Raw genomic sequence first — 23,102 nt, forward strand, 5'->3', positions numbered from 1 at the left:
GTCATGCCGACCTCTGAGGCCGAGCGCGTCCCCGGATACCCGGCCGTACGTTTCGCCGTCGTCGACCCGGCCACCGGGGAAGCCTTCGACGAGGCTCCCGATCAGCAGCCGGACGAGTTGGATGCCGTGGTCGCGCGGGCCCACCGGGCCTGGCACGGGTGGCGGGCCGACCCCGTCGCACGCACCGCTGCGTTGCACGCGGCGGCCGACGCAGTGGAGGGGGCCGGCGACGACCTCGCCCGGTTGCTCACCCGGGAACAGGGCAAGCCCCTGGCCGAGTCGTACGCGGAGGTCGCCCGTACGGCGGCCCGCCTGCGCTACTTCGCCGACCTCGCCCCCAGAACCCGGCGGATCGCCGACGGCCGGCCGGTGCGCAGCGAGATCCGCTGGCGACCGCTCGGGCCCGTCGCCGCGATCGTGCCGTGGAACTTTCCCCTCCAGCTCGCGGCGGCGAAGTTCGCGCCCGCGCTGGCGGCGGGCAACACCGTGGTCCTCAAACCGTCCCCGTTCACCCCTTTGGCCACCCGGCTGCTCGGTTCCGTCCTCGCCACCGTCCTGCCCGAGGACGTCCTGACCGTCGTCACCGGCCGCGAACCCCTCGGTGCCCGTCTCGCGTCCCATCCGGGCATCCGCCACGTCACCTTCACCGGTTCGGTGTCCACCGGGCGGGCGGTCGCCGAAGCGGCGGCGGCCTCGCTCGCCCGGGTCACCTTGGAGCTGGGGGGCAATGACGCTGCCGTCCTGCTGGACGACGTCGAGGTGGACCGGATCGCGGACCGGCTGTTCTGGGCGGCGTTTCGCAACTGCGGGCAGGTCTGCATGGCGGTCAAACGCGTCTACGCCCCGACCCGGCTGCACGCCGAGGTCGTCGAAGCCCTCGCCCAGCGCGCGAAGACCGTCGCCGTCGGGGCCGGCCTCGACGCGGACACCCGGCTGGGCCCTGTCAACAACGCCCCGCATCTGGCCCGAATCGAGCAGGTCACACAGCAGGCCCTGGGGGACGGTGCCCGGGCGGCGGCGGGCGGCCACCGGCTGGACGGCGCGGGGTACTTCTTCGCTCCCACGATCCTCACCGACGTGCCGCCCGGCAGTCCGGTGGTGACCGGGGAACAGTTCGGACCGGTTCTGCCGGTACTGCCGTACCGGAGCCTCGACGAAGCCGTGGATGCGGCCAACAGCACCGGCTTCGGACTGGGTGGCTCCGTATGGGGCACCGATCTCGACCGGGCCGAGGCGGTGGCCGAGCGGCTTGAATGCGGCACAGCCTGGGTCAACCATCATGCCGAACTGTCCCTCGCCCAGCCCTTCGCAGGTGTCAAGGACAGCGGGGTCGGCGTCGCGGGCGGGCCGTGGGGGCTGTACGGCAACCTCCGGCCGTTCGTCGTCCACCGCCCGCAGAAGGGGTGACGATGCGGTTCCAGGCAGCCGTACTGCGCTCGTACGAGGACCCGTTCACCGTCGAGGAGGTTGTTCTGCGGACAGAGCCCGCCGTCGGCGAGATCCTGGTCGAGATCGCGGGCACCGGGATGTGCCGGACCGATCTCGCGGTCCGGCGATCCGCCGGCCGGAGCCCCGTGCCGGCCATCCTCGGCCATGAGGGCGCCGGGGTCGTGGTGCGGACGGGGAGTGGTCCGGACGCCGCGATCGGCGTCGGTGACCACGTCGTGCTGAGCTTCGACTCCTGCGGACGCTGCCGGACCTGCCGCGGCGCGGCCCCGGCCTACTGCGACTCCTTCGCTTCCCTCAACCTCTTCGGGGGGCGCAAGGAGGAACCGCCGCGGCTCACCGACGCGACGGGTAAAGCACTGGCACCCCGGTGGTTCGGGCAGTCCTCGTTCGCCCAGTACGCCCTCGTTCCGGCTCGTAACGCCGTACGGGTCGACCCCGCACTGCCGCTCCAACTGCTCGGGCCCCTCGGTTGCGGTTGCCTCACCGGCGCCGGAGCCGTCCTGAACACCTTCGGCGCAGGTCCCGGCGACACCCTCGTGGTCTTCGGCGCGGGAGCGGTGGGCCTGACCGCGGTGATGGCGGCCACCGCCGCAGGTGTGCTGACCGTGGCCGTCGACCGGTGTCCTGAGAGGCTCGCTTCGGCCGAGCGGTTCGGCGCGACCCCCCTGACCGCCGCCTCACCCGACCTGCCCGAACGGATCCGGCGACTGACCGACGGCGGCGCCCAGTACGCGCTGGACACCACGGCCTCACCCACGCTCATCAACAAGGCGCTCCAGGCCCTGCGTCCCACCGGCAGCCTCGGCCTGGTGGCACGCCTCCACAAACCAATGGCGCTCGAACCGGGCACGCTCGACCGTGGCCGCAGCATTCGTCACATCTGCGAAGGGGACGCTGTACCCGGAGTACTGATACCCCGACTCATCGGACTGTGGCAGGCAGGACGCTTCCCTTTCGACGAGCTGATCCGTATCTACCCGCTGGCCGGCATCAACGAGGCCGAGCGCGACTGCGACGCGGGCCGTGTCGTCAAACCCGTCCTGCTCCCGGAGAGAACAAACCGATGAGCGAGGCACGCGCACTGCACGCACCCCATCCGACAAGTGAGCACCCCGCATCCCCACTTCCGCCGACGGAGGAAGCATGGCAGGCACAACGCCCCAGCACACAGACGTGGAAGGCGTGCACGGAGGTGTGGGCCTTACCGCTCTCCTGGTCGCCGCGGCACGGGCCATCGAGACCCACCGCCACGACAGCCTGGCCCAGGACACCTTCGCGGAACACTTCGTGCGCGCGGCCCCTGCCTGCGCGGACTGGCCGGTGCGCATCGAGCAGGTTCCGGACGGGGACGACAACCCGCTGTGGGGGCGGTTCGCCCGCTACTTCGGCCTGCGGACGAGGGTGCTTGACGACTTCCTCCTCCGGTCGGTCGGTGCGAACGCCCCCCAAGTGGTCCTGCTGGGAGCGGGGCTGGACACCCGCGCCTTCCGGCTGGATCTGCCGTCCGGCTGCGTCATCTTCGAGATCGACAGGGCGGGCGTGCTGGCCTTCAAGCACCGAGTGCTCACGGACCTGTCGGCTGCCCCGAAGGTGAAGCGCGTCCCCGTACCGGTCGACTTGTGCGAGGGCTGGGCCGGCGCGCTGACCACCGCCGGCTTCGACCCGGCCGCACCGAGCGTCTGGCTGGCCGAAGGACTCCTCTTCTACCTGCCTGGCCCCGCCGAGACGTACCTCATCGACACAGTGGACAGGCTGACCGCCGCAGGCAGCGCGCTGGCCTTCGAGGCAAAGCTGGAGAAGGACCTACAGGCGTACCGCGACAGCCCCATCTACACGGCGACGCGAGAACAGATCGGCATCGACCTGCTCCACCTCTTCGACAAGGGGCCACGACCCGACTCGGCGGGCGACCTGACGGTCAGGGGCTGGTCCACCTCAACGCACACACCCTTCGACTACAGCCGCCGGCACGGACGCGGCCCCCTTCCCGAGCCCAACGATGCGCTGGAGGGAAACCGGTGGGTGTTCGCGCACAAGCCCTCGCCGTAACGCCCGCAACGCTCACGACGACATCCGCACGAGGGCTGAGGGCGGGGACCCGGCCGCAGGCTCCGCTCGGTGGGGCGCGTCCCGACGGAGCCGGCAGTTCGGTGACGTCGTAGCCGTGCCGCCCACGGCCGGGAAACCGCTGACGGACCATGTCAGGCGGCCCGGCCGGTCACCAGCCGGTCGCCCGGGATTCCGGCCATGTCCGGCGCGTAGTAGTCCTTGATGCCGGCGTCCCACGTAGCCGGGGTGATGCGGTCCTCGGCGTCGGGACCGAAGGCGTCGAAGAGGGCGTGGATGTTCGGCTCCTCGAAGCCGATCGCCCTCATCAGCGAGACGAAGAGGGGGCGCTCGATCAGGCCGTCCCCGTCGGGGTCACCGAGTGCGGAGAGGGCCTGGGCGAACTCGGCGATCGTGGGACCGAAACGCTCGGGGTCGAGCACGAACGGACGGAACTCGTCCACGGTGATCACACCGTCGCCGTTGGCGTCCAGTTCAGTGGCCAGCGTCGTCCAGTAGCGGCGGAACGCGGCCCGGATGGCGGACTTGGCGCCGTCGTCCGAACGGGCCGCCGCCTCCAGAACACGGCCCGTCATCAGGTCGAAGTCGTCGGAGTCGATGACTCCGTTGCTGTTGGCGTCGAAGAGGGAGAAGACCAGCTCGACCCGCTTGGCGGCCTCGTCTCGCATTTCCATCACCCGTCTGCTGCGACCCGACGATTCCGGGCCTTGGCCAATGAGGAGGGCCTCTACTCAACCGTGTGGGGACACACGAAAACCTCCTGCCAGCGGCACTGGTGCGACCGGACGACCACGATGTCAGCGGCATCGATCGCCCTTCCCCACCCCACACATGTAGCGGCTGTGACCCATTAGAACGGCCATAACGAGCCACAGGCCCTCAATCTTCGCTTTTAGTGACAGAAAGACTGTTGAATGAGCGTATGTGACAAGTCGGATGCCTCGCCTGTGACAACCAGACTGCTTCGACCGATCCCCTTCGCGGCCGACACGTGCCGGCCCCGGTCGCCGTGGACCGCAGCACCACCGTCACGGCGACCAGGCTGCAGCGCGCGCCGTCAGGCAGGTCCTGCCGCCTCGGCCAAGAGGACCTCGCGGCACGCCAAAGTCAGCCTCCGACCTCGAACTTCTCGCGAAGACGCAGGTGCCTGGGTATGGTGCGGCAATGCGGTCACTTGACTACGCGGCGGTGTTGCCGTTACTGAGTAACGTCGAAGTCGTTGCCTCCACCATCGTCGCCGTCGGTACCTTGATCGCAGGAGCAGTCGCTCTCACGCGCGCCATCCGTTCCAACCAGCGGACGGTGCGGGCGAAAGGCCTCAAGATCGGCTGGCAGGTCGATTCAGGCCCCGACTCGTCAGGTGCCCTCGTCCTCAACGAATCCACGGCCACGTTCCAGAAGTTGGTCCTCACTGTCACCTGTGGCGCACGCCTCCGTACGGCCCGCAAGGACATCGCCGTCCTCAAGGCGGGCGGCGAGCATCTGTGGCCGAGCGACGACGTCCACCGGTCGGCGAGGGCCAGTCCGTCTCCCGCGGATGCCTCGACCAGGCACCACGGCACACCGCACGACGTACAGATCACCTTCCGGGACGGCAAAGGCTACTGGTCCCTCAACGAAGAGCGGCTCGACCGGGTGCGGTCGCTGGTGGTCTGGGCGGAGCGGACCCGGGCTCGCACTCTGGCGAGGTACTTCGGGTCTTCCAGTCCTTTCCGCAGAACGTACGCGGTCTCCGTCAGGGTGGAGTCGTTCGACCGCACCGAGGCGCTGGAAGAAGCGCTCACCAGACTCGTCGCGACCGGCCGCCCACCACGCGGCTACCACGTTCCGGATGTGGTGGCCGGGCCGCATGACTGGATCGGGCGCGTCGTACAGGAAGGCTCGGTACTTGAGCCGCCCTTCAGCCCCGCGGGGCTGGCTCGGATCTCCCCCGTCGCTGTGGAAGCGCTCACCAGCCAGGAACAGCTCTACGCGATACCGTACGTCTTCGACAGCGTGGCTCTGATCCGCAACAACGCGCTTGCGGGCAGCGGTCCGATGCCGACGACGTTCGACGAGACCGTCCGCGCCGGTGACGCGGCCGTCGAAGCCAAGGGAATCGAGGACGGCGCAGGAGTCGCGCTCCAGGTCGGCTCCCCTGATCCAGCGGGCAATGCCGGCGACCCATACCACATGTGGCCACTGTTCTCCAGTTGCGGCGGGACGTTCTTCGGCCTGCGCGGGACTCCCCCCGAAGCGGGCGGCGCCGACAGGTTCGAGGACATCTCAGCGTGGCGCGAGAACTTCGTGAACGCGTTCGTCCGGCTGAGCGAGCTTGGCACCGGCCCGGGCGGGAGCGGCGCGCTGAACCCGGACATCGGCCGCGCGGAAGCATTACCGCTCTTCCTGGAGGGCCGCGCCCCGTTTCTGGTCTGCTCGTCACGGGCCCTCGCCTCGATCAAGGACCGGCGCATGGACGTGAGCGTCGCCGCCGTACCTCCGCTGGGTGACAGGCAAGCAGTGTCGATGGTCTCGGTGTACGGCTTCTACATCTACCGGGACGCACCGAACGTTCCCGCGGCACGCGACCTGGTGACCTCCTATCTGTCCCAGCCGGACGCGGGTGAAGACCTCAACAAGCTTCAGCAGCTCGTACCCGTACAGGAGGAGGCGATGGGCACCGTCGCCGCCCGGGACGCGGTGCTGCGTCCGTACATCGCTCAATGTGACGACGGCCAGGTGATGCCGTCGTGGCCGGAGATGCGTGCAGCGTGGCAGCTCCTCGGGCATACCGAGTACCAGGTGCTGGCCGGCGAGGGCGACCCGCGTGCCGTGGCCGGGGAAGCCGCCGAGGCCGGATGGGAGCTACTCCGGGAGGCCCGCGGCTCCGAGTAGCGAACCCTCACGGGCGAAGAACTGACGTGCCGCCGAGCAGCGCCCCGATGGGCACCGGTTCGGCGCCGCTCGCCTCCAGGCGGCGGGGCAGCGGGCAGTACGTGCGCAGCGCCCCGGTTCAGCGATATCCAGGCCAGTATCGCCACGTGCCGGGCAAGACGCTGCAGTGTCGGGTCGACGCACGATCAGGTGATCCACGGCCGACCAGACACGGCAACATCCGCGGCGCCCGAGAAAAACCAAACGCGGAACCACCACGACTGCGTGCATCCGGGGGAATCCCCTCGTACAGAGAGATGCATTTTGACCAATGGTGGTAATCGACCTGTCTCAGGCCGTGGCAGATTCAGTAGAGCGGTGATGGATCGCGCGACCAGGAAGTCCATGCAAAGGGAATCGAGCGCGCGACGAAAGGAAACCGCTCATGACGAAGATCAAGGCGATCGCGCTTGCCGCCCTGCTCGCGCTCGCCACTCTCCTCCTAGCCTCGGCGCCCGCGAATGCCTGCGGCAAAACCGTACACATCCGGGGCGGCGGCTCAGGAACGATCAGCATCAATACAGCGACCGGCGCCTTGACCGGCGACCAGTCGGGATTCGCCAGCCATCTCGGGAAGCACACAATCGACCTGCAGGGCGTCGCCACCCTCTCTGCGGACGGAACCATCGACGGCAGCGGCACCGTGACATTCACCGCCGCCAACGGCGACCAGTTGACGGGAACCTTCACGGTGACCGGCCCCGTATCAACGCCAAGGGCCGTCGGCACGATCACCGGCGGAACCGGACGGTTCGCGCACGCCAGCGGGACGCTGAACGTGAACTGCTTCGTCCCCAAGCCTCCGCGGCAAGAGGGGCAGGTACGCGTCTTCGAGAACGGCTACACAATGCAGGGAAAGATCAGCTACTAAAGGGCCCCTTCCTCCCCCGCACTGCTCCCCGGCGGAGCGGGGGGAATACGCCGCCACGGTCACGTCATCCTGATGGTGGCACTTACTGCGCCACAAGGGGGATGCAGCAGAGCAACACATTGTGCATATGAACGAACCTCTGAATCTTCAAGGGTAGGCAGAGTCCACGAGCCTCGTGTCATCGTGGACGACGGAGCGACTGGCCGGGCAGGGGTACGGCACGTGTGCCGGCTGCCGTCATTGCGCGCGGAGTCGGGCGGCGGCGGATGCCGCGAGGTCCTTCGCCATCCCGCAGAGATCCTCGGTGGGACGCTCGCCGTGGACGTCGAGGCGTACCATCTCGGCGGCGGTCACGGCATCCTGGCCCTTGTACCTGTGGTGCTCGACGAGCGCGCTACAGGTGTCGCCTTCGTCGTTCGTCTTGACGACCGTGCGATACCCACTGAGTGTGAGGACCGTGCCGTCCTGAGCGGAGCTGGGCTGGTCCCGGAAGAAGCTCACGTCTAGATCGAGATCGTCGATGGTGCTGGACCACTCGCAGCCCCAGTTCGCGATTGCGGCGTCCGGCACGTCGGCCCTGAGGCCGGGAACGACGGACAGCGCTGTGGCGTCGAGGAGTTTGCAGGCATTACCCCAGGCCAGCGAGGTTTGCGGGTAGGCCGATGCACGGCGGGGGATCGGACCGGCGTCGAGGACCTCCGCCGCGCTCGCAGCGGCTCTTTCGGCGACCGTACACAGGGTGGCGTTGCCGCCGTTCACTGAGCCTTCGCCCATGTTGACGCGGACCTGGACCACCGTTTCCTCGGTGCTGCCGCCGGTGGTCAGCAGCCGGCTGCACTCATCGTTCTCCGCCTCGTCTTCGACGATGTTGATCCTCCCGATCGTGCGGAAGGGTTTGGCCTCCTGGGGCGGCGTGCCCTGAAGGAGGCGGATCGATACGTCAATCCGGATCTCATCGTCGACGCCTACGAGCACGTCGCAGCGATCGAAGTTCCCGTAGTCCACATCCTTGCGGACGTCCTCGCCGGCGAACTGGTCGAGAACGGCGGTATCGGCGAGGGCACACACGTCCGCCGTGTGCGGGCTGCCGATCAGGGCCTGCGCCCCCAGCCGCCCGCTCTGGCCGTCCTCGGACGCGGGCTTTCCGTCCTCGCCGTCGCCGCCGAGGATGAAGACGAGTGCCAGAGCCATCACAGCACCGACACCGAGCGCGGCTGCGAGCAGTGGCCGGCGTCGGCGCTTTGTGAGGGTGTCGGCGGCGGCAGCGTCCCCGAGCGCGGTAGCCGTGTCCTTTGAGGCTCGAGGGCCGGCTGCGGCGACGTCCTCCAGCAGTTGCTTGGCCTCCGTGGCATCGGGGCGCTGCCGAGGGTTGCGTCGGAGCATGGCGGCGAGCGCGGGGTACAGCGGCCCCACGGCGGCGGCGTCCAACTCGACGAACCCCTGCTCGGCCTGTAAGTGCCTCAGACTCCGGGTGTTCTCCCAGGAGTCCGCGTCCTCCTGGCGGCCGTTGCCCTCCCTCTCCCCTGGCTCGCTGCCACGCGGCGGCGTACCGGTGACCAGGGCGTAGAGGGTGGCCCCCAGGCAGAACACGTCCGATACCGGCCGGGGGACACTGCCTCGGGCCAGTTCAGGAGCTGCGTAGTCCGGTGTGTAGCTGAAGGGGCCGTTGAACGTGATGGTCTCGCTGCCACCGACCCGGTAGGCCGCTCCGAAGTCCAGCAACTTCGCGTCACCACGCCGCGTGAGGCCGATGTTCGCGGGCTTGACGTCGCAGTGAACGACGCCTTCCTCGTGCAGGGCGACCAGCGCGTCGGCGAGTTGGGCCCCGATGCGGGCCGCCTGTTCGGGGGAGACCGGTGGTTGCCCGTCCAGGCCGCCGCCGGGCACGTACTCCATGACGAACCAGTACGTGTCCGCGTCGCCGTCGTCGCGCTCCGGCGCCACGGTGACGACGTCGTACAGGGTCACGACGTGAGGATGGTCGCGGAACTTGGCCATGGCCCGCGGCTCGCCCAACAGCCGACGCACCGCTGTCTCGCCCTCACCGTCCGTCCGCTCCGGCTTCAGCGCGACGTCCTGACCCACCACTGTGTCGTGTGCCAGCCACACATCGCCGCCGCGCCCCGCGCCGATGACCTCCTTGAGGACGTAGCGGTCGGCGAATTCCTCTCCGGAACGCAAAGTGTGCCCCCTCGCTCGACCCTGCACACACGACCAGCGCCACGCGCCGGATCGAACCTACTGCGTAAGGAAGATTGTGCGCAGAGTTACCGGCGCTTTCAACAGTCGCCCTTATCGGCAGCCGCATTCTGGCCGGAAGTCATCGGACGACCGACTGGATGACAGCTTCGCCAGCCACACGGTGCCGCGTTTCGGGAGCGGTCCGCCGAGTTCGTCGTCGCCCGGCCGTGCCCGCCGATTCAGAGGAAACGGGATGGCCAGCCGGCCCCCGTCCCTAGGCGGCCCGCAGGGGCGGCGATGTCGTCGTTCACATACGCCGGACCCCAGGGGGCAATGCCCGATGCACCGGGCGGCTGCAAGCGTAAACGCCGTCCGCCCGCACCCCTGCGTTGCCCCGCCGTTCGGCGCTCTCCAGCCGATATCCAGCCAACGTGCGGAGAACGAACGATGACAACAGGTGACGAGTCGTCAGACCATACAGCCAAAATCCAGCCACGGTGCGCGAACGGGGGCGGCCCGGATTCGGGTCGCCCTCGGCTGACCTGGTGGTTTGCTAGTTCTCCGGAGCCACGGTATTGCGCGGGCTATACGTTGAAGCGGAACTCCACCACGTCGCCGTCGCGCATCACGTAGTCCTTGCCCTCCATGCGGGCCTTGCCCGCCGCGCGGGCGTCCGGGACCGAGCCTGTGGTGACCAGGTCGTCGAAGGAGATGACCTCCGCCTTGATGAAGCCCTTCTGGAAGTCCGTGTGGATGACGCCCGCCGCCTCCGGGGCCGTGGCGCCCTTCTTGATGGTCCAGGCGCGGGACTCCTTCGGGCCCGCGGTCAGGTAGGTCTGGAGGCCGAGGGTGTCGAAGCCGACGCGGGCCAGGGTGACCAGGCCCGGTTCCTGCTGGCCCACGGACTGGAGGAGTTCCAGGGCGTCCGCCTCGTCGAGTTCCGCGAGTTCGGATTCGAGCTTGGCGTTGAGGAAGATGGCCTCGGCCGGGGCGACCAGGGCGCGCTGTTCGTCCTTGAAGGGCTCGTCGGTCAGTTCGTCCTCGTCGACGTTGAAGACGTAGAGGAAGGGCTTCGCCGTCAGCAGGTGCAGGTCGTGGAGGGGTTCGGCGCGGTCGGTGCCCTGGGCGATGCCGGCGGAGAAGAGGGTCTGGCCGGCGTCGAGGATGGCCTTGGCCTCCTCGATGGCGGTGATCTTGGGGGCCAGGTCCTTCTTGATGCGGGATTCCTTCTGGAGCCGCGGGAGGACCTTCTCGATGGTCTGGAGGTCGGCGAGGATCAGCTCGGTGTTGATGGTCTCGATGTCGTCCTTGGGGGAGACCTTGCCGTCCACGTGGACCACGTTCTCGTCCCGGAAGGCGCGGATGACCTGGCAGATCGCGTCGGACTCGCGGATGTTGGCCAGGAACTTGTTGCCCAGGCCCTCGCCCTCGCTCGCGCCGCGCACGATGCCGGCGATGTCGACGAAGTCGACCGTCGCCGGGAGGATGCGCTGGGAGTCGAAGATGCCCGCCAGGGTGGCCAGGCGGGGGTCGGGGACGCCGACGACGCCGACGTTGGGCTCGATGGTGGCGAACGGGTAGTTGGCCGCCAGCACCTCGTTCTTGGTCAGGGCGTTGAAGAGGGTCGACTTGCCGACGTTCGGCAGGCCGACGATTCCGATCGTGAGCGACACGTGAACGACTTCCGGTACGAGGTACGGGGACGGGGTCGCGGCGCGCGCGGCGGGACCCGTGGACGATTCTACGGGGGGCTCTGCGCGCCCGGTGTGTGTGCTTCCTGTGGGACTCCGGCACTCCGAATGAGCGCATTCTGTGCCCCTCACCGGGTTTCACCTGCCGTTGGGCCTACCGTGGTGCGATGCAGCATCACCGTACGAACACGGATCATGACGGAGAGCGACGGCGGGCTCACGTCCCGCGACCGGCCCGCGAGCCCGACCCCGTCGCGGGTGGCGGGCCGGAGGAGAGTGCCGTGGTGTACCGGGCCGCGGTGCGGCGGCCCGTGCCGCCGGTGTTGCGGGCGCTGCTGCGGCCCGCGGGGCCGCGGCTGACGGCGGCCGGCGGGGGGTTGCTGGCCGGGGTGGTGATGCTGGGTACGGGGGCGTTCGTGCAGGTGGTGCTGGGGACCGCGCCGGTGTTCTTCGGGGTGGTGTTCCTGGGGCTCTCGGTGTGCTGCGCGCTGTGGATCCGGCCCGCGGACGTCATCGCCGCGCCGATCGCCATGCCCATCGCCTTCGCCGCCGGGACCCTGGCCCTCGGCGAGGGCTCCGGCGCGCTCACCTCGCACGTGATGGCCGCCGGTACGACCCTGGCCCTGGAGGCGCCGTGGCTCTACGGGGGCACGCTGCTGGCCGGCGCCCTCGCCCTGCTGCGGCACTTCGCCCTGCTCGCCGTACGGCGCAGTCCTGGCGGGACCTCCGGCGGGACGTCCGGTGGGCCCCCGGCCCGGTCGTCCGCCGGGGCGCCCGCGCGGTCCCGGCGGGCCGGGCCCGACCAGCCCGTTCCCGTCAGTCCGCCGCGCCGCCGCCCAGCGCAGCCGCCTCGGCGCGCAGGTCGCGGCGGAGCTCCTTCGGCAGGGAGAAGGTGATCCGCTCGTCCACCGGCTGCACCACGTCCACGTCCGCGTAGCCCCGCTCGGCGAGCCACTCCAGCAGGCCGTCGACGAGTACCTCCGGCACCGACGCCCCGGACGTCACGCCCACCGTGGTCACGCCGTCGAGCCACGCCTCGTCGATCTCCTCGGCACCGTCGATCAGATACGACGCCTTGGCGCCCGCGTCGAGGGCGGCCTCGACCAGCCGCTTCGAGTTCGACGAGTTCTGCGAGCCGACGACGAGCACGAGGTCGGACTCCGCGCCCACCTGCTTGACCGCGACCTGCCGGTTCTGCGTCGCGTAGCAGATGTCGTCGCTCGGCGGGTCCAGCAGGTTCGGGAAGCGGCCCTTGAGCCGGTCGACGGTCTCCATCGTCTCGTCCACCGACAGCGTGGTCTGCGACAGCCAGACGACCTTGTCCGGGTCGCGCACCTCGATCCGGTCGGCGCCCTCCGGGCCGTCGACGAGCTGGACGTGCTCCGGCGCCTCGCCCGAGGTGCCGATGACCTCCTCGTGGCCCTCGTGGCCGATGAGCAGGATGTCGAAGTCGTCCTTGGCGAACCGGACGGCCTCCTTGTGCACCTTCGTCACCAGGGGGCACGTCGCGTCGATCGTGGCGAGGCGGCCCTGCTTCGCCTCCTCGTGGACGGTGGGGGCGACGCCGTGCGCGGAGAAGATCACGATGTTGCCGGGCGGCACCTCGGCCGTCTCCTCGACGAAGACCGCGCCCTTGCGCTCCAGCATCTTGACGACGTACTTGTTGTGCACGATCTCGTGCCGTACGTACACCGGTGCGCCGTACTGCTCAAGCGCCTGCTCCACCGCGATCACCGCCCGGTCCACGCCGGCGCAGTAGCCCCGGGGAGCGGCGAGAAGGACGCGGCGGGCGGGCTGCGGAGTGCTCGAAGCAGTCATGCGGCCATGGTACGGAACAGCCCGTGCGCGGTTCGAGGGCGCGGCTGCCCGCGACCCGGCCGCCGGAGCCGCCGGGGTGTCGTACCCCGCCGTTAGGCTCGGGTCATGGCGGTGAACACGGCCGAGACACCCATGCCCGTCGGGGTGGTCTCGCGGAAGATCGGCGGCTGGATCGACCGGCTCGGCGCGCTGTGGGTGGAGGGGCAGATCACCCAGTTGTCGCGGCGGCCGGGCGCCGGCGTGGTCTTCATGACGCTGCGCGACCCGGCGCAGGAGGTCTCCCTGACGGTCACGTGCTTCCGCGACGTGTTCGACAAGGTGGCGGACGTCATACAGGAAGGCGCGCGCGTCGTCGTCTTCGCCAAGCCGGTCTGGTACGCGCCGAGCGGCCAGCTCTCGCTGCGCGCCGCCGAGATCCGCCCGGTCGGCGTCGGCGAACTGCTCGTGCGCCTGGAGCGGTTGAAGAAGACGCTGGCCGCCGAGGGGCTGTTCGCGCCGGAGCGCAAGAAGCCGCTGCCGTTCCTGCCGCGCCGCATCGGGCTGGTGACGGGGCGGGCGTCGGCGGCGGAGCGGGACGTGCTGGAGACGGCGCGGCACCGGTGGCCCGCGGTGCGGTTCGAGGTGCGGCCGGTGGCGGTGCAGGGAGTGCACGCGGTGCCGCAGATCGTCAAGGCGGTGCAGGAGTTGGACGGTCTGCCGGAGGTGGACGTCATCATCGTCGCGCGGGGCGGCGGCAGCGTGGAGGACCTGCTGCCGTTCTCGGACGAGCAGCTCGTACGGGCCGTGGCCGCGTGCCGTACGCCGGTGGTCTCCGCCATCGGCCACGAGCCGGACAACCCCCTGCTGGACTACGTGGCGGATCTCCGTTCCCGCACGCCCACGCACGCCGCCAAGGACGCCGTGCCGGACGTCGGCGAGGAGCACGTGCGGATAGAGCAGCTCCGGCAGCGCGCGCTGCGCGTGCTGACGGGGGTGCTGGACCGCGAGGAGCGCGGGCTCGCGGCGTGGCTGAGCCGGCCGGCGATGGCCGAGCCGTACGCGATCGTGGACGAGCGCGCGGAGGTCGTGGACGCGGTGCTCACCCGCGCCCGGCGCACGCTGGCGCATCTGCTGGACCGCGCGGACTCCGAGCTGGAGCACACCCTCGCCCGGGTCGTCGCCCTCTCCCCCGCCTCCACGCTGAAGCGCGGTTACGCGGTGCTGCAGCGGCAGGACGGCGCGGCGGTGCGCGCGGTGGACGAGGTGAGCGAGGGCGAGGAGCTGCGCGCCCGCGTCGCCGACGGGGAGTTCGGTGTCACGGTCGGCCCGGTGTCGTAGGCGGGTCCTAAGGTGGGGGCCATGGCAGAGACGAAGGACCGGGGGACTCTCGGCTACGAGCAGGCGCGGGACGAGCTGATGGAGGTCGTGCGCCGGCTGGAGTCCGGCGGTTCGACCCTGGAGGAGTCCCTGGCGCTGTGGGAGCGCGGGGAGGAGCTGGCGCGGATCTGCCGGCAGTGGCTCGACGGCGCCCGCGAGCGGCTCGACGCGGCACTGGCGGAGTCGGAGGAGGGGGACGGGGACGCCGAGGACGAGGACGTCGAGGTCAGGGAGAACGGGGACGAAGAGGACGGGGCCGCGTCGGTCGCCCCGGACCGTACGGGCTGAGCGCGCCCGCCGGCCCTTCGGCCCTGCGGGCACCACGCGGCGCGCTCACTGCTCCTGCGCACGGACCGGGGCCCGCTCTCGGGTCCCTTCCGTACGGACTCCGGGCCCGCGCCGTCCGCTCACTTCTCCTTCAGCGCCGCCGCCATCTGCTCCATCTGCTCCAGGCTCGCCGTGCCGGTGACCACGGTCGTCACGTCCTCGCCCTTGAGCACCAGCGCGTCGTACGACTTGCCCTGGTAGTGCGCCCACTCCTCGCCCGCCACCGGCCGGTTGTCGCCTGTCGGCCGCGCGTGCTGGGTGACGCTGCGGATGAAGCGGTCGGGTTTCTCGCTCCCCTGCTCCACCGCCACGTACTCGTCGTCGGACGTGACGAAGCCCAGGTGCCACGTCGTGCCGTGGTCGCCGGTCGCGCGGTACGTCACGGAGTTGGCCCGCCAGTCGTCCGGCAGCCCCACCGGCGCGACGACCGGGAACGGCGCGGCGCGGCGGGCCTGGCCCAGTTCCTGGCTGTAGGAGACGGCCTCCAGCTCGTTGCCGTCGCCCTCCCGGGGCAGGACGCCCCAGTAGACGATCAGCGACACCCCGCAGGTGACCGTCAGTGCGCCCACCAGATTGCGCACAGTCCGCATACTGTTCCTGTCTGCCACCCCTCCATGGTCCCTCATCGCGCGACCAGCCCGTCCCCGGGGGGCGGGCGCCCGGCGGACGGCGGAGGAATCGACCCGCTCATCCGAGGGGCGGTCTGCTCATAATGGCGGTCAACCGATAAGCTCGGACGGCCCCTCCCGCCCTCTCCGGCCGTCGACCGAGCGGAAAGGTCCTCACGGATGCCGCAGTCTCCCGAGACGAACCACCATCTGCCCGAGCAACTGGAGGTGGCCCCCGAGGCCCCCGACCGCAACCTCGCCCTGGAGCTGGTCCGGGTCACCGAGGCCGGCGCGATGGCCTCCGGCCGCTGGGTCGGCCGCGGCGACAAGAACGGCGCCGACGGCGCCGCGGTACGCGCCATGCGCACCCTGGTCAGCACGGTCTCGATGAACGGCGTCGTCGTGATCGGCGAGGGCGAGAAGGACCACGCCCCGATGCTCTTCAACGGCGAGCACGTCGGCGACGGCACCGGACCCGAGTGCGACGTGGCCGTCGATCCGGTCGACGGCACCACGCTCACGGCCAAGGGCATGGGCAACGCCGTCTCCGTGCTGGCCGTCGCCGAGCGGGGGTGCATGTTCGACCCGTCCGCGGTCTTCTACATGGACAAGCTCGCCACCGGCCCCGAGGCCGCCGAGTACGTCGACATCAACGCCCCCGTCGCCGCGAACGTCCGCCGCGTCGCCAAGGCCAAGGGCGGCACCGCGCAGGACGTCACCGTCTGCGTGCTGGACCGGCCGCGCCACGACGGGCTGGTGCAGGAGGTCCGCGAGGCCGGGGCGCGGATCAAGTTCATCTCCGACGGCGACGTCGCCGGCGCCATCATGACCGCCCGCGACGGCACCGGCGTCGACCTGCTGCTGGGCGTCGGCGGCACCCCGGAGGCCGTCATCGCGGCGTGCGCGATGAAGTGCCTGGGCGGCACGTTCCAGGGCCGGCTGTGGCCGCGGGACGACGACGAGCGGCGGCGGGCACTGGACGCCGGGCACGACCTGGACCGCACGCTGCTGATCGACGACCTGGTCCGCGGCGAGAACGTGTTCTTCGTGGCCACCGGGATCACCGACGGGGAACTGCTGCGCGGCGTGCGCTACCGCGCCGACCGGGCGTTCACGCAGTCGCTGGTGATGCGGTCGAAGAGCGGCACGATCCGGCAGATCGAGTCGGAGCACCGGCTGTCGAAGCTGCGCGCGTACAGCTCGATCGACTTCGACCGGGCCCAGTAGCGGCACGGGCCCGGAACCCGGCGGGCCCGGCAGCGGCGCGAAAGGCGGGCGCGTACGGCGCGCGGGAGGGCGGGCGCCGTACGGACGACGCCCCGGCAGAACCGTTTGTCCAGACCCCCGCGGGCCGCCCTCAGCCCGCCTGCGCTATCCCCCGCGGGGCGGTCAGCTTCTCCGCGGTCTCGCGCCGCCTGCGCCGCGCCTGCACGACCCGCCGCTCCGCCGCCGTGAGCCCGCCCCACACGCCGTACGGCTCGGGCAGCAGCAGCGCGTGCTCCCGGCACTCGACCATCACGGGACAGCGCGCGCAGACGCGCTTCGCGGCGGCCTCGCGCGACAGGCGGTCGGCGGTCGGCTCCTTCGACGGAGCAAAGAACAGCGCGGCCTCGTCCCGCCGGCACACGGCCTCCGTGTGCCAGGGATCCCCCTCTTCCCGCCGTCCGGAGCGCTGGATCGGCACCCGGGCTTCCTGCAGGGACTGCTGGTGGGACTGCAGCACGGTCCACTCCTGACGACGGCGTTGGCGGATCAGGGACAAAGCTGTCTCGTAAGGCGTACGACCGTTCGCACCTGCAGCCGTACGGAGGAGACGATGCACGTGCTCTACCCGCTGTGCGCGCGCTTATGCGCCCGGTGGCCACCCGGGATGGAGGTGCTCCTCGGGTGTCTGCGGGGGCAGTTGGGAGGGGTGGAACAGGGTCAGTGTCCGAGGCCGTGTTTGCGCATCCGGTCGGTCAGGTTCTTCAGAAACTTGCCCTTCTTGCCCTTCGCGTCCACCCCTCCGAAGAGAGCGAAGCCGGTGACGACCACCACCGGCGCACGCGGGTCGTCCGCCTCCTGCGCGTGCACGTCGAAGCCCCCGAATATGGCCGTGCCGGAGCCGCGCAGCGAGACGTTCTCCGGGACCTTGATGTCGACGCCGCCGAAGACGGCGGTCGCGTTGATGAGGATCTCCTGCTGGTGGAAGACCGCCTCGGTCAGGTCGATGTCGACGCCGCCGAAGAGCGCGAACGCCGACGTCCTGCGCCCCACGCTCCAGCGCCCCTTGCGCGCCGAGCCGCTGAAGATCGCGACGAGGGTCTGCGACTGCGGCTCCGGGTACGGCGGCGGGGGCGGCGCCGCCGCGGGTCCGGCCGCGCGCCGGCCGACGGGCAGGTCGCGGACGAGCGGCTCCAGTTCGCCCACGGTCTTGGCGTTGTAGACGCCGTCGATCCGCTCGGCGTGCTCCTCCGGGTCCAGCCGCCCCTCGGCGAGCGCCTCGCGGAGGATGTCGGCCACCCGGTCGCGGTCGGCGTCGGAGGCGCGCAGCTCTCCCTCCGCGACCGGCTTCTTCGACAGCGACGGCGGGGCGGCGGGCACGGGGGCGCTGTCGCGCGGGGTCTCGTCCACGGGACCAGCGTAACCAAACGCGATACATCGTGACTAGGCCCCACCACGAGGCCCCTCTACTGGCGTCCTAACCTGGGAGGCGCACAGCCGCCGCCGGCCGACCGAGAAGGAACGCGATGACAGCCACCGCCCGCCCCGCCAGCCCCGCGTTCCCGTACACCGACCTCCTGCCGCTCGGCGCGGACACCACGACGTACCGGCTGCTGACAAAGGAGGGCGTGCGCACGGTCGAGGCCGGCGGGCGTACGTTCCTGGAGGTCGCGCCGGAGGCGCTGCGGCTGCTCGCCGCCGAGGCGATGCACGACATCTCGCACTACCTGCGCCCCGCCCACCTCGCCCAACTGCGCGCCATCTGCGACGACCCCGAGGCGTCGCCCAACGACAAGTTCGTCGCGCTCGACCTGCTGAAGAACGCGAACATCTCGGCGGCGGGCGTCCTGCCGATGTGCCAGGACACGGGCACGGCGATCGTCATGGGCAAACGCGGGCAGCACGTACTGACCGCGGGACGGGACGAGGAGGCGCTGTCGGGCGGGGTGTACGACGCGTACACCAAGCTCAACCTGCGCTACTCCCAGATGGCGCCGCTGACCATGTGGGAGGAGAAGAACACCGGCACCAACCTGCCGGCGCAGGTGGAGCTCTACGCCACCGACGGGGACGCGTACAAGTTCCTCTTCATGGCCAAGGGCGGCGGCAGCGCCAACAAGTCGTTCCTCTACCAGGAGACGAAGGCCGTACTCAACGAGGCGTCGATGCTCCGCTTCCTGGAGGAGAAGATCCGCTCCCTGGGTACGGCCGCCTGCCCGCCGTACCACCTGGCGATCGTCGTCGGCGGCACCTCCGCCGAGTACGCGCTCAAGACCGCGAAGTACGCCTCCGCGCACTATCTCGACTCGCTGCCCACCGAGGGTTCGCCGGCCGGCCACGGTTTCCGCGACACCGGACTGGAGGCGAAGGTCTTCGAGCTGACCCAGACGCTCGGCATCGGCGCGCAGTTCGGCGGCAAGTACTTCTGCCACGACGTGCGCGTCGTCCGGCTGCCGCGGCACGGCGCGTCCTGCCCGGTGGCCATCGCGGTGTCCTGCTCCGCGGACCGGCAGGCGCTGGCGAAGATCACGGCCGAGGGCGTCTTCCTGGAGCAACTGGAGCACGACCCGGCGCGCTTCCTGCCGGACACCACCGCGGCGGAGCTGACCGCGGGCGCCACGGGGTCCGGTGGCTCCATGGACGAGGCGGTACGGATCGACCTCGCCCGGCCGATGGCCGAGGTGCGGGCGGAGCTGACGAAGTATCCGGTCAAGACCCGGCTGTCACTGACGGGCCCGCTCGTCGTGGCGCGCGACATCGCGCACGCGAAGATCAAGGAGCGCCTGGACGCGGGCGAGGAGATGCCGCAGTACCTGAAGGACCACCCCGTGTACTACGCCGGCCCGGCCAAGACCCCCGAGGGCTACGCCTCCGGCTCCTTCGGGCCGACGACGGCGGGGCGGATGGACGCGTACGTCGAGCAGTTCCAGGCGGCGGGCGGCTCGCTGGTGATGCTGGCCAAGGGCAACCGCTCCCGGCAGGTCACCGACGCCTGCGCGGCGCACGGCGGCTTCTACCTGGGCTCGATCGGCGGCCCCGCGGCGCGGCTGGCGCAGGACTGCATCAAGAAGGTCGAGGTCCTGGAGTACGAGGAGCTGGGCATGGAGGCGGTCTGGAAGATCGAGGTTGCGGACTTCCCGGCGTTCGTTGTGGTCGACGACAAGGGGAACGACTTCTTCACCGACCCCGGTCCGGCCAAGCCGTTCGTGACGAGCATCCCCGTGCGGGGCGCGGCGAAGCCGTAACCCCGCGCGAATCGGCGCGTACCGGCGCATGCCGCGCATGCCGGCGCATGCGCGCGGCGCGGGGCGGCCGGCCCGCGCCGGGCGCCCCTCGCGGGCGTACGAGCCGGGCGGTACGCCCGTGCCCTCAGCCGCGCCGCGCGGCCACCGCCCGGCGGCGCAGCGCGAACAGCACGCCCCCGCCGCCCAGCAGCAGCACGCCCGCGCCCAGCCCGTACGCCGCGGCGCTCCCGGAGCCGCCCGCCGCCTGCGGCCCGGCGTCGCGGTCACCGCCCCGGCCGTCGTCGCCGGTGCGCGCCGGCGCGTCGGTCAGCTTGTCGATGTCCGGCGCGCACACCACCGCGGTCTCCGCGCCCTTCTCGTACGCGCACGCCGTCGCGGCCATCTCGCCCGTCTTCGGCGCCCCTTCCGCGACGCGCGTCCGCGCGGTGAACTCGACGTGCTTGTGCCCCTTGACGTCCGCCGTCCAGCTCACCTCGCGGCCACCCCGCACCCTGCCGCCAGCGCCCGGCTCGACCAGTTCCATGCCGTCCGGCAGCGTCTGCCGCACGATGATGCCCTCGATCGGCCTGTCCTGGAGGCTGGAGACGCGGATGGTGTACGTCGCCTCCTGGCCCGGGCCCGAGGTCTTGCGCGCGTTGTCGATGGCGATCTTCATCGCGGGTCCCGTCACCCCCGGCACGTCCTTCCCCTTGTCGTCCCCTCCGTCGTCCTGCTGCCGGGCGGCGCCGGCCGGCTGCGCCGCGGCGGCGAGCAGGGCGCAGGCGAGCGCGGCGGCGCGTACTCCGCTGCGGAAACGACGGGTGCGAAGGCTGGTCGTCACGTCACTCCTCGGGCCGATCCCGGCCGCTGTCCGCCGAACCCTTCTGATGGAGTCCGATGTCTTCCGGCCACTTCCGGTCTCTTCTGATTCCTTGGTTCTTCTGATTTCTTCCGTTGTCTTCTGATTTCTGTCCGCCGGGTCGATTCCACCGCGCCCCCGTCCGCGCCCGCGGCAGATGCGGCGGCAAGTCCGCGCCCGTCCCCGCCGAATCCACCGTTCGGCGCACGGGCGGTGTCGGTGGGCGGTCGTATCCTCGGCACCATGAGCCAGCCCGCTGACCGGTCCCCGGCAGAACGCCCCGCATCCGACGGCTTCCGCACCGAGCACGACTCGATGGGCGAGGTCCGCGTCCCCGCGGGCGCCAAGTGGCGCGCCCAGACGCAGCGCGCCGTGGAGAACTTCCCGGTCTCCGGGCTGCGCCTGGAGTCCGCGCACATCGCCGCGCTGGCCCGGATCAAGGCCGCCGCGGCGAAGGTCAACGCCGAGCTGGGCGTGCTCGACCAGGAGATCGCCGTAGCCGTGCAGGCGGCGGCGGAGGAGGTCGCGGCGGGCCGCTGGGACGCCGAGTTCCCGGTCGACGTCTTCCAGACCGGCTCCGGCACGTCGTCGAACATGAACATGAACGAGGTGCTGGCCACCCTCGCGCAGGAGAAGCTGGGCCCCGGTGGACCGGTGGTCCACCCCAACGACCACGTCAACGCCAGCCAGTCGTCGAACGACACGTTCCCCTCCTCCATCCACATCGCCGCCACCGGCGCGGTCGTGCAGGACCTGATCCCCGCGCTGACGCACCTCCAGGCGGCGCTCGCGGGCAAGGCGGAGGAGTTCGCGGAGGTGGTGAAGTCGGGGCGTACGCACCTGATGGACGCCACGCCCGTCACCCTCGGCCAGGAGTTCGCGGGCTACGCCGCCCAGGTCGGCACCGGCGTCGAGCGGCTGCACGCCTCGCTGCCGCGGCTGGCGGAGCTGCCCCTCGGCGGCACCGCGGTCGGTACGGGCATCAACACCCCGCCCGGCTTCGCCGCCGCCGTCATCGCCGAGGTGGCGCGCGCCACCGGGCTGCCCCTGACCGAGGCCCGCGACCACTTCGAGGCGCAGGGGGCCCGCGACGGCCTGGTGGAGACCTCGGGCCAGTTGCGCACCATCGCGGTCGGGCTCACCAAGATCTGCAACGACCTGCGCTGGATGGGCTCGGGGCCGCGCACGGGTCTGGCCGAGATCGCCCTGCCCGACCTCCAGCCCGGCTCGTCGATCATGCCGGGCAAGGTGAACCCGGTGATCCCCGAGGCGGTGCTGATGGTCTGCGCCCAGGTCGTCGGGAACGACGTGACGGTCACCACCGCCGGCGCCTCCGGCAACTTCGAGTTGAACGTGATGCTGCCCGTCCTCGCCCGCAACGTGCTGGAGTCCGTCCGGCTGCTGGCCAACGCCGCACGCCTGCTCGCCGACCGTGCGGTCGACGGCATCACGGCGCACGCGGGCCGCGCCCGCGAGTACGCGGAGTCCTCTCCGTCCGTCGTCACGCCGCTCAACCGGTACCTGGGCTACGAGGAGGCGGCCGAGGTCGCGAAGAAATCGCTGGCCGAGCGCAAGACGATCCGCGAGGTGGTCCTCGAGGGCGGGTACGTCGAGCGCGGGCTGCTCACGGAGGAGCAGTTGGACGCCGCCCTGGACGTGCTGAGGATGACCCGGCCGTGAGGCGCCGCTCGATACCATCGTCGGATGCACGGGCCAGACGCGACGCTTGACAGCGCCGAGAACGCCTCAGGCGGCCGGTGGACGCCCGGAGACCACATCCTCTGGCGCTACCGCGCCGGGAAGCCCAGGACGCCCGGGACGGCCGGCGGCGCCGGCCGGCTGGGCCGTACCGTGGCCGTCTGCCGCCCGGTGACCGTCGTCCGCGACGACGCAGAGACGCTCGCCGTCTGGGTGGCGCCGGACACCGAGTGCGTACGCCCCGTGCTCGCCGACGGCACCGAGCTGCACCGCGAGCCGCTGGCCACCCGCTACACCAAGCCGCACCGGCCGCTGCGCACCCGCTGGTCCGGCGCCGGGGTGCTGAAGCTGGCCCGGCCCGGCGAGCCGTGGTCCGTCTGGCTGTTCTGGGAAAACGACTGGACCTTCAGGTCCTTCTACGTCAACCTCGAAGCGCCCCGGGTGCGCTGGGCCGGGGGCGTCGACTCCGAGGACCACTACCTGGATCTCGTCGTCCACCCGGACCGCTCGTGGGAGTGGCGGGACGAGGACGAGTTCGCCGCCGCGCAGCGGGCGGGGCTGATGTCGGCCGCGCGGGCCGCGGCCGTACGTGACGCCGGCCTGCGGGCGGTCGACGCGGTCGGGGCGTGGGGGCCGCCGTTCTCGGCAGAATGGGAGCGCTGGCGGCCCGACCCGAAGTGGACAGTTCCGCTTCTTCCGGCGGATTGGGACCGCACGCCGGCGCGCTTGTCTTCATGAGCCTCTTGCTGCGCCCCGGTAGGTCAAACGTAGGATCGACGTCCACAGCACCGCAGTGCCCACAACTCAACCCGCCCTGTGGAGACTTGGGTGGAACGG

The 23,102-nt window shown here is 70.9% G+C and carries 20 protein-coding genes; 12 read left to right on the forward strand and 8 right to left on the reverse strand.

Annotated elements, in window-relative coordinates; translation table 11 throughout:
• Positions 1-3 precede the first annotated feature (3 nt).
• From O7599_RS13210 to O7599_RS13220, 3 genes are all read left to right on the forward strand, one after another.
• Positions 4-1,407, forward strand: a complete 1,404-nt coding sequence (locus O7599_RS13210) for an aldehyde dehydrogenase family protein (protein ID WP_281622345.1) — start codon at positions 4-6, stop codon at positions 1,405-1,407.
• A 2-nt stretch (positions 1,408-1,409) separates the two neighbouring features.
• The gene (locus O7599_RS13215) at positions 1,410-2,516 is read left to right on the forward strand and encodes an NAD(P)-dependent alcohol dehydrogenase (protein WP_281622346.1); all 1,107 of its coding nucleotides are present in this window, start codon (positions 1,410-1,412) and stop codon (positions 2,514-2,516) included.
• Positions 2,517-2,592: 76 nt separating this feature from the next.
• Positions 2,593-3,498, forward strand: coding sequence for a class I SAM-dependent methyltransferase (locus tag O7599_RS13220; RefSeq protein ID WP_281622347.1), 906 nt, complete (start codon positions 2,593-2,595; stop codon positions 3,496-3,498).
• Between the two features lie 152 nt (positions 3,499-3,650).
• Here the strand turns inward: O7599_RS13220 and O7599_RS13225 are convergent, their stop codons facing one another.
• Complete coding sequence (locus O7599_RS13225) at positions 3,651-4,184, reverse strand: EF-hand domain-containing protein (RefSeq protein WP_281622348.1); 534 nt, start codon at positions 4,182-4,184, stop codon at positions 3,651-3,653.
• Positions 4,185-4,680: 496 nt separating this feature from the next.
• On the opposite strand from O7599_RS13225, the gene O7599_RS13230 reads away from it, so the two are divergent.
• Entirely contained in the window at positions 4,681-6,390 is a 1,710-nt protein-coding gene (locus O7599_RS13230) for an extracellular solute-binding protein (RefSeq protein WP_281622349.1), read from the forward strand.
• Positions 6,391-6,814: 424 nt separating this feature from the next.
• A complete protein-coding gene (locus O7599_RS13235) occupies positions 6,815-7,300 on the forward strand; it encodes a hypothetical protein (RefSeq protein ID WP_281622350.1) in 486 nt (161 codons plus the stop codon).
• Positions 7,301-7,537: 237 nt separating this feature from the next.
• On the opposite strand, the gene O7599_RS13240 is transcribed toward O7599_RS13235, so the two are convergent.
• The gene (locus O7599_RS13240) at positions 7,538-9,481 is read right to left on the reverse strand and encodes a serine/threonine-protein kinase (RefSeq protein WP_281622351.1); all 1,944 of its coding nucleotides are present in this window, start codon (positions 9,479-9,481) and stop codon (positions 7,538-7,540) included.
• Between the two features lie 584 nt (positions 9,482-10,065).
• Positions 10,066-11,154, reverse strand: a complete 1,089-nt coding sequence (gene ychF, locus O7599_RS13245; protein ID WP_281622352.1) for a redox-regulated ATPase YchF — start codon at positions 11,152-11,154, stop codon at positions 10,066-10,068.
• Positions 11,155-11,453: 299 nt separating this feature from the next.
• On the opposite strand from ychF, the gene O7599_RS13250 reads away from it, so the two are divergent.
• Entirely contained in the window at positions 11,454-12,068 is a 615-nt protein-coding gene (locus tag O7599_RS13250) for a DUF6542 domain-containing protein (protein ID WP_281622353.1), read from the forward strand.
• On the opposite strand, the gene O7599_RS13255 is transcribed toward O7599_RS13250, so the two are convergent.
• Positions 11,989-12,990: a 4-hydroxy-3-methylbut-2-enyl diphosphate reductase gene (locus tag O7599_RS13255; protein ID WP_281622354.1), complete on the reverse strand. Its 1,002-nt coding sequence runs from the start codon at positions 12,988-12,990 to the stop codon at positions 11,989-11,991. The genes O7599_RS13250 and O7599_RS13255 overlap by 80 nt on opposite strands.
• Positions 12,991-13,095: 105 nt before the next feature.
• On the opposite strand from O7599_RS13255, the gene xseA reads away from it, so the two are divergent.
• On the forward strand, positions 13,096-14,307 hold the full coding sequence (gene xseA / locus O7599_RS13260; RefSeq protein WP_281622355.1) for an exodeoxyribonuclease VII large subunit: 1,212 nt from the start codon (positions 13,096-13,098) through the stop codon (positions 14,305-14,307).
• 21 nt (positions 14,308-14,328) lie between these two features.
• The gene (locus O7599_RS13265; RefSeq protein ID WP_281622356.1) at positions 14,329-14,634 is read left to right on the forward strand and encodes an exodeoxyribonuclease VII small subunit; all 306 of its coding nucleotides are present in this window, start codon (positions 14,329-14,331) and stop codon (positions 14,632-14,634) included.
• A gap of 119 nt (positions 14,635-14,753) precedes the next feature.
• Here O7599_RS13265 and O7599_RS13270 read toward each other — a convergent pair whose 3' ends face one another.
• The gene (locus tag O7599_RS13270; RefSeq protein ID WP_281622357.1) at positions 14,754-15,263 is read right to left on the reverse strand and encodes a DUF4245 domain-containing protein; all 510 of its coding nucleotides are present in this window, start codon (positions 15,261-15,263) and stop codon (positions 14,754-14,756) included.
• A 198-nt stretch (positions 15,264-15,461) separates the two neighbouring features.
• Here O7599_RS13270 and glpX point away from each other — a divergent pair, with 198 nt between their 5' ends.
• Positions 15,462-16,508 carry a class II fructose-bisphosphatase gene (glpX, locus tag O7599_RS13275; RefSeq protein WP_281622358.1) on the forward strand — a complete coding sequence of 349 codons (1,047 nt, stop codon included), beginning with the start codon at positions 15,462-15,464 and terminating at the stop codon, positions 16,506-16,508.
• Positions 16,509-16,638: 130 nt separating this feature from the next.
• Here glpX and O7599_RS13280 read toward each other — a convergent pair whose 3' ends face one another.
• Both O7599_RS13280 and O7599_RS13285 read right to left on the reverse strand, forming a co-directional pair.
• Complete coding sequence (locus O7599_RS13280) at positions 16,639-17,004, reverse strand: WhiB family transcriptional regulator (RefSeq protein ID WP_018834542.1); 366 nt, start codon at positions 17,002-17,004, stop codon at positions 16,639-16,641.
• Positions 17,005-17,204: 200 nt separating this feature from the next.
• A complete protein-coding gene (locus O7599_RS13285) occupies positions 17,205-17,894 on the reverse strand; it encodes a DUF1707 domain-containing protein (RefSeq protein ID WP_281622359.1) in 690 nt (229 codons plus the stop codon).
• A 116-nt stretch (positions 17,895-18,010) separates the two neighbouring features.
• On the opposite strand from O7599_RS13285, the gene O7599_RS13290 reads away from it, so the two are divergent.
• Positions 18,011-19,729, forward strand: a complete 1,719-nt coding sequence (locus tag O7599_RS13290; protein WP_281622360.1) for a fumarate hydratase — start codon at positions 18,011-18,013, stop codon at positions 19,727-19,729.
• Between the two features lie 124 nt (positions 19,730-19,853).
• Here the strand turns inward: O7599_RS13290 and O7599_RS13295 are convergent, their stop codons facing one another.
• Entirely contained in the window at positions 19,854-20,549 is a 696-nt protein-coding gene (locus tag O7599_RS13295; RefSeq protein WP_281622361.1) for a hypothetical protein, read from the reverse strand.
• Between the two features lie 261 nt (positions 20,550-20,810).
• Here O7599_RS13295 and O7599_RS13300 point away from each other — a divergent pair, with 261 nt between their 5' ends.
• The gene (locus tag O7599_RS13300) at positions 20,811-22,247 is read left to right on the forward strand and encodes a class II fumarate hydratase (protein ID WP_281622362.1); all 1,437 of its coding nucleotides are present in this window, start codon (positions 20,811-20,813) and stop codon (positions 22,245-22,247) included.
• Positions 22,248-22,271: 24 nt separating this feature from the next.
• Positions 22,272-23,003 (forward strand): DUF402 domain-containing protein, encoded by a 732-nt coding sequence (locus tag O7599_RS13305; protein WP_281622363.1) that lies wholly within the window; start codon positions 22,272-22,274, stop codon positions 23,001-23,003.
• The last annotated feature ends 99 nt before the right edge of the window (positions 23,004-23,102 follow it).

The sequence above is a fragment of the Streptomyces sp. WMMC500 genome, from assembly GCF_027497195.1.
GTDB lineage: Bacteria > Actinomycetota > Actinomycetes > Streptomycetales > Streptomycetaceae > Streptomyces.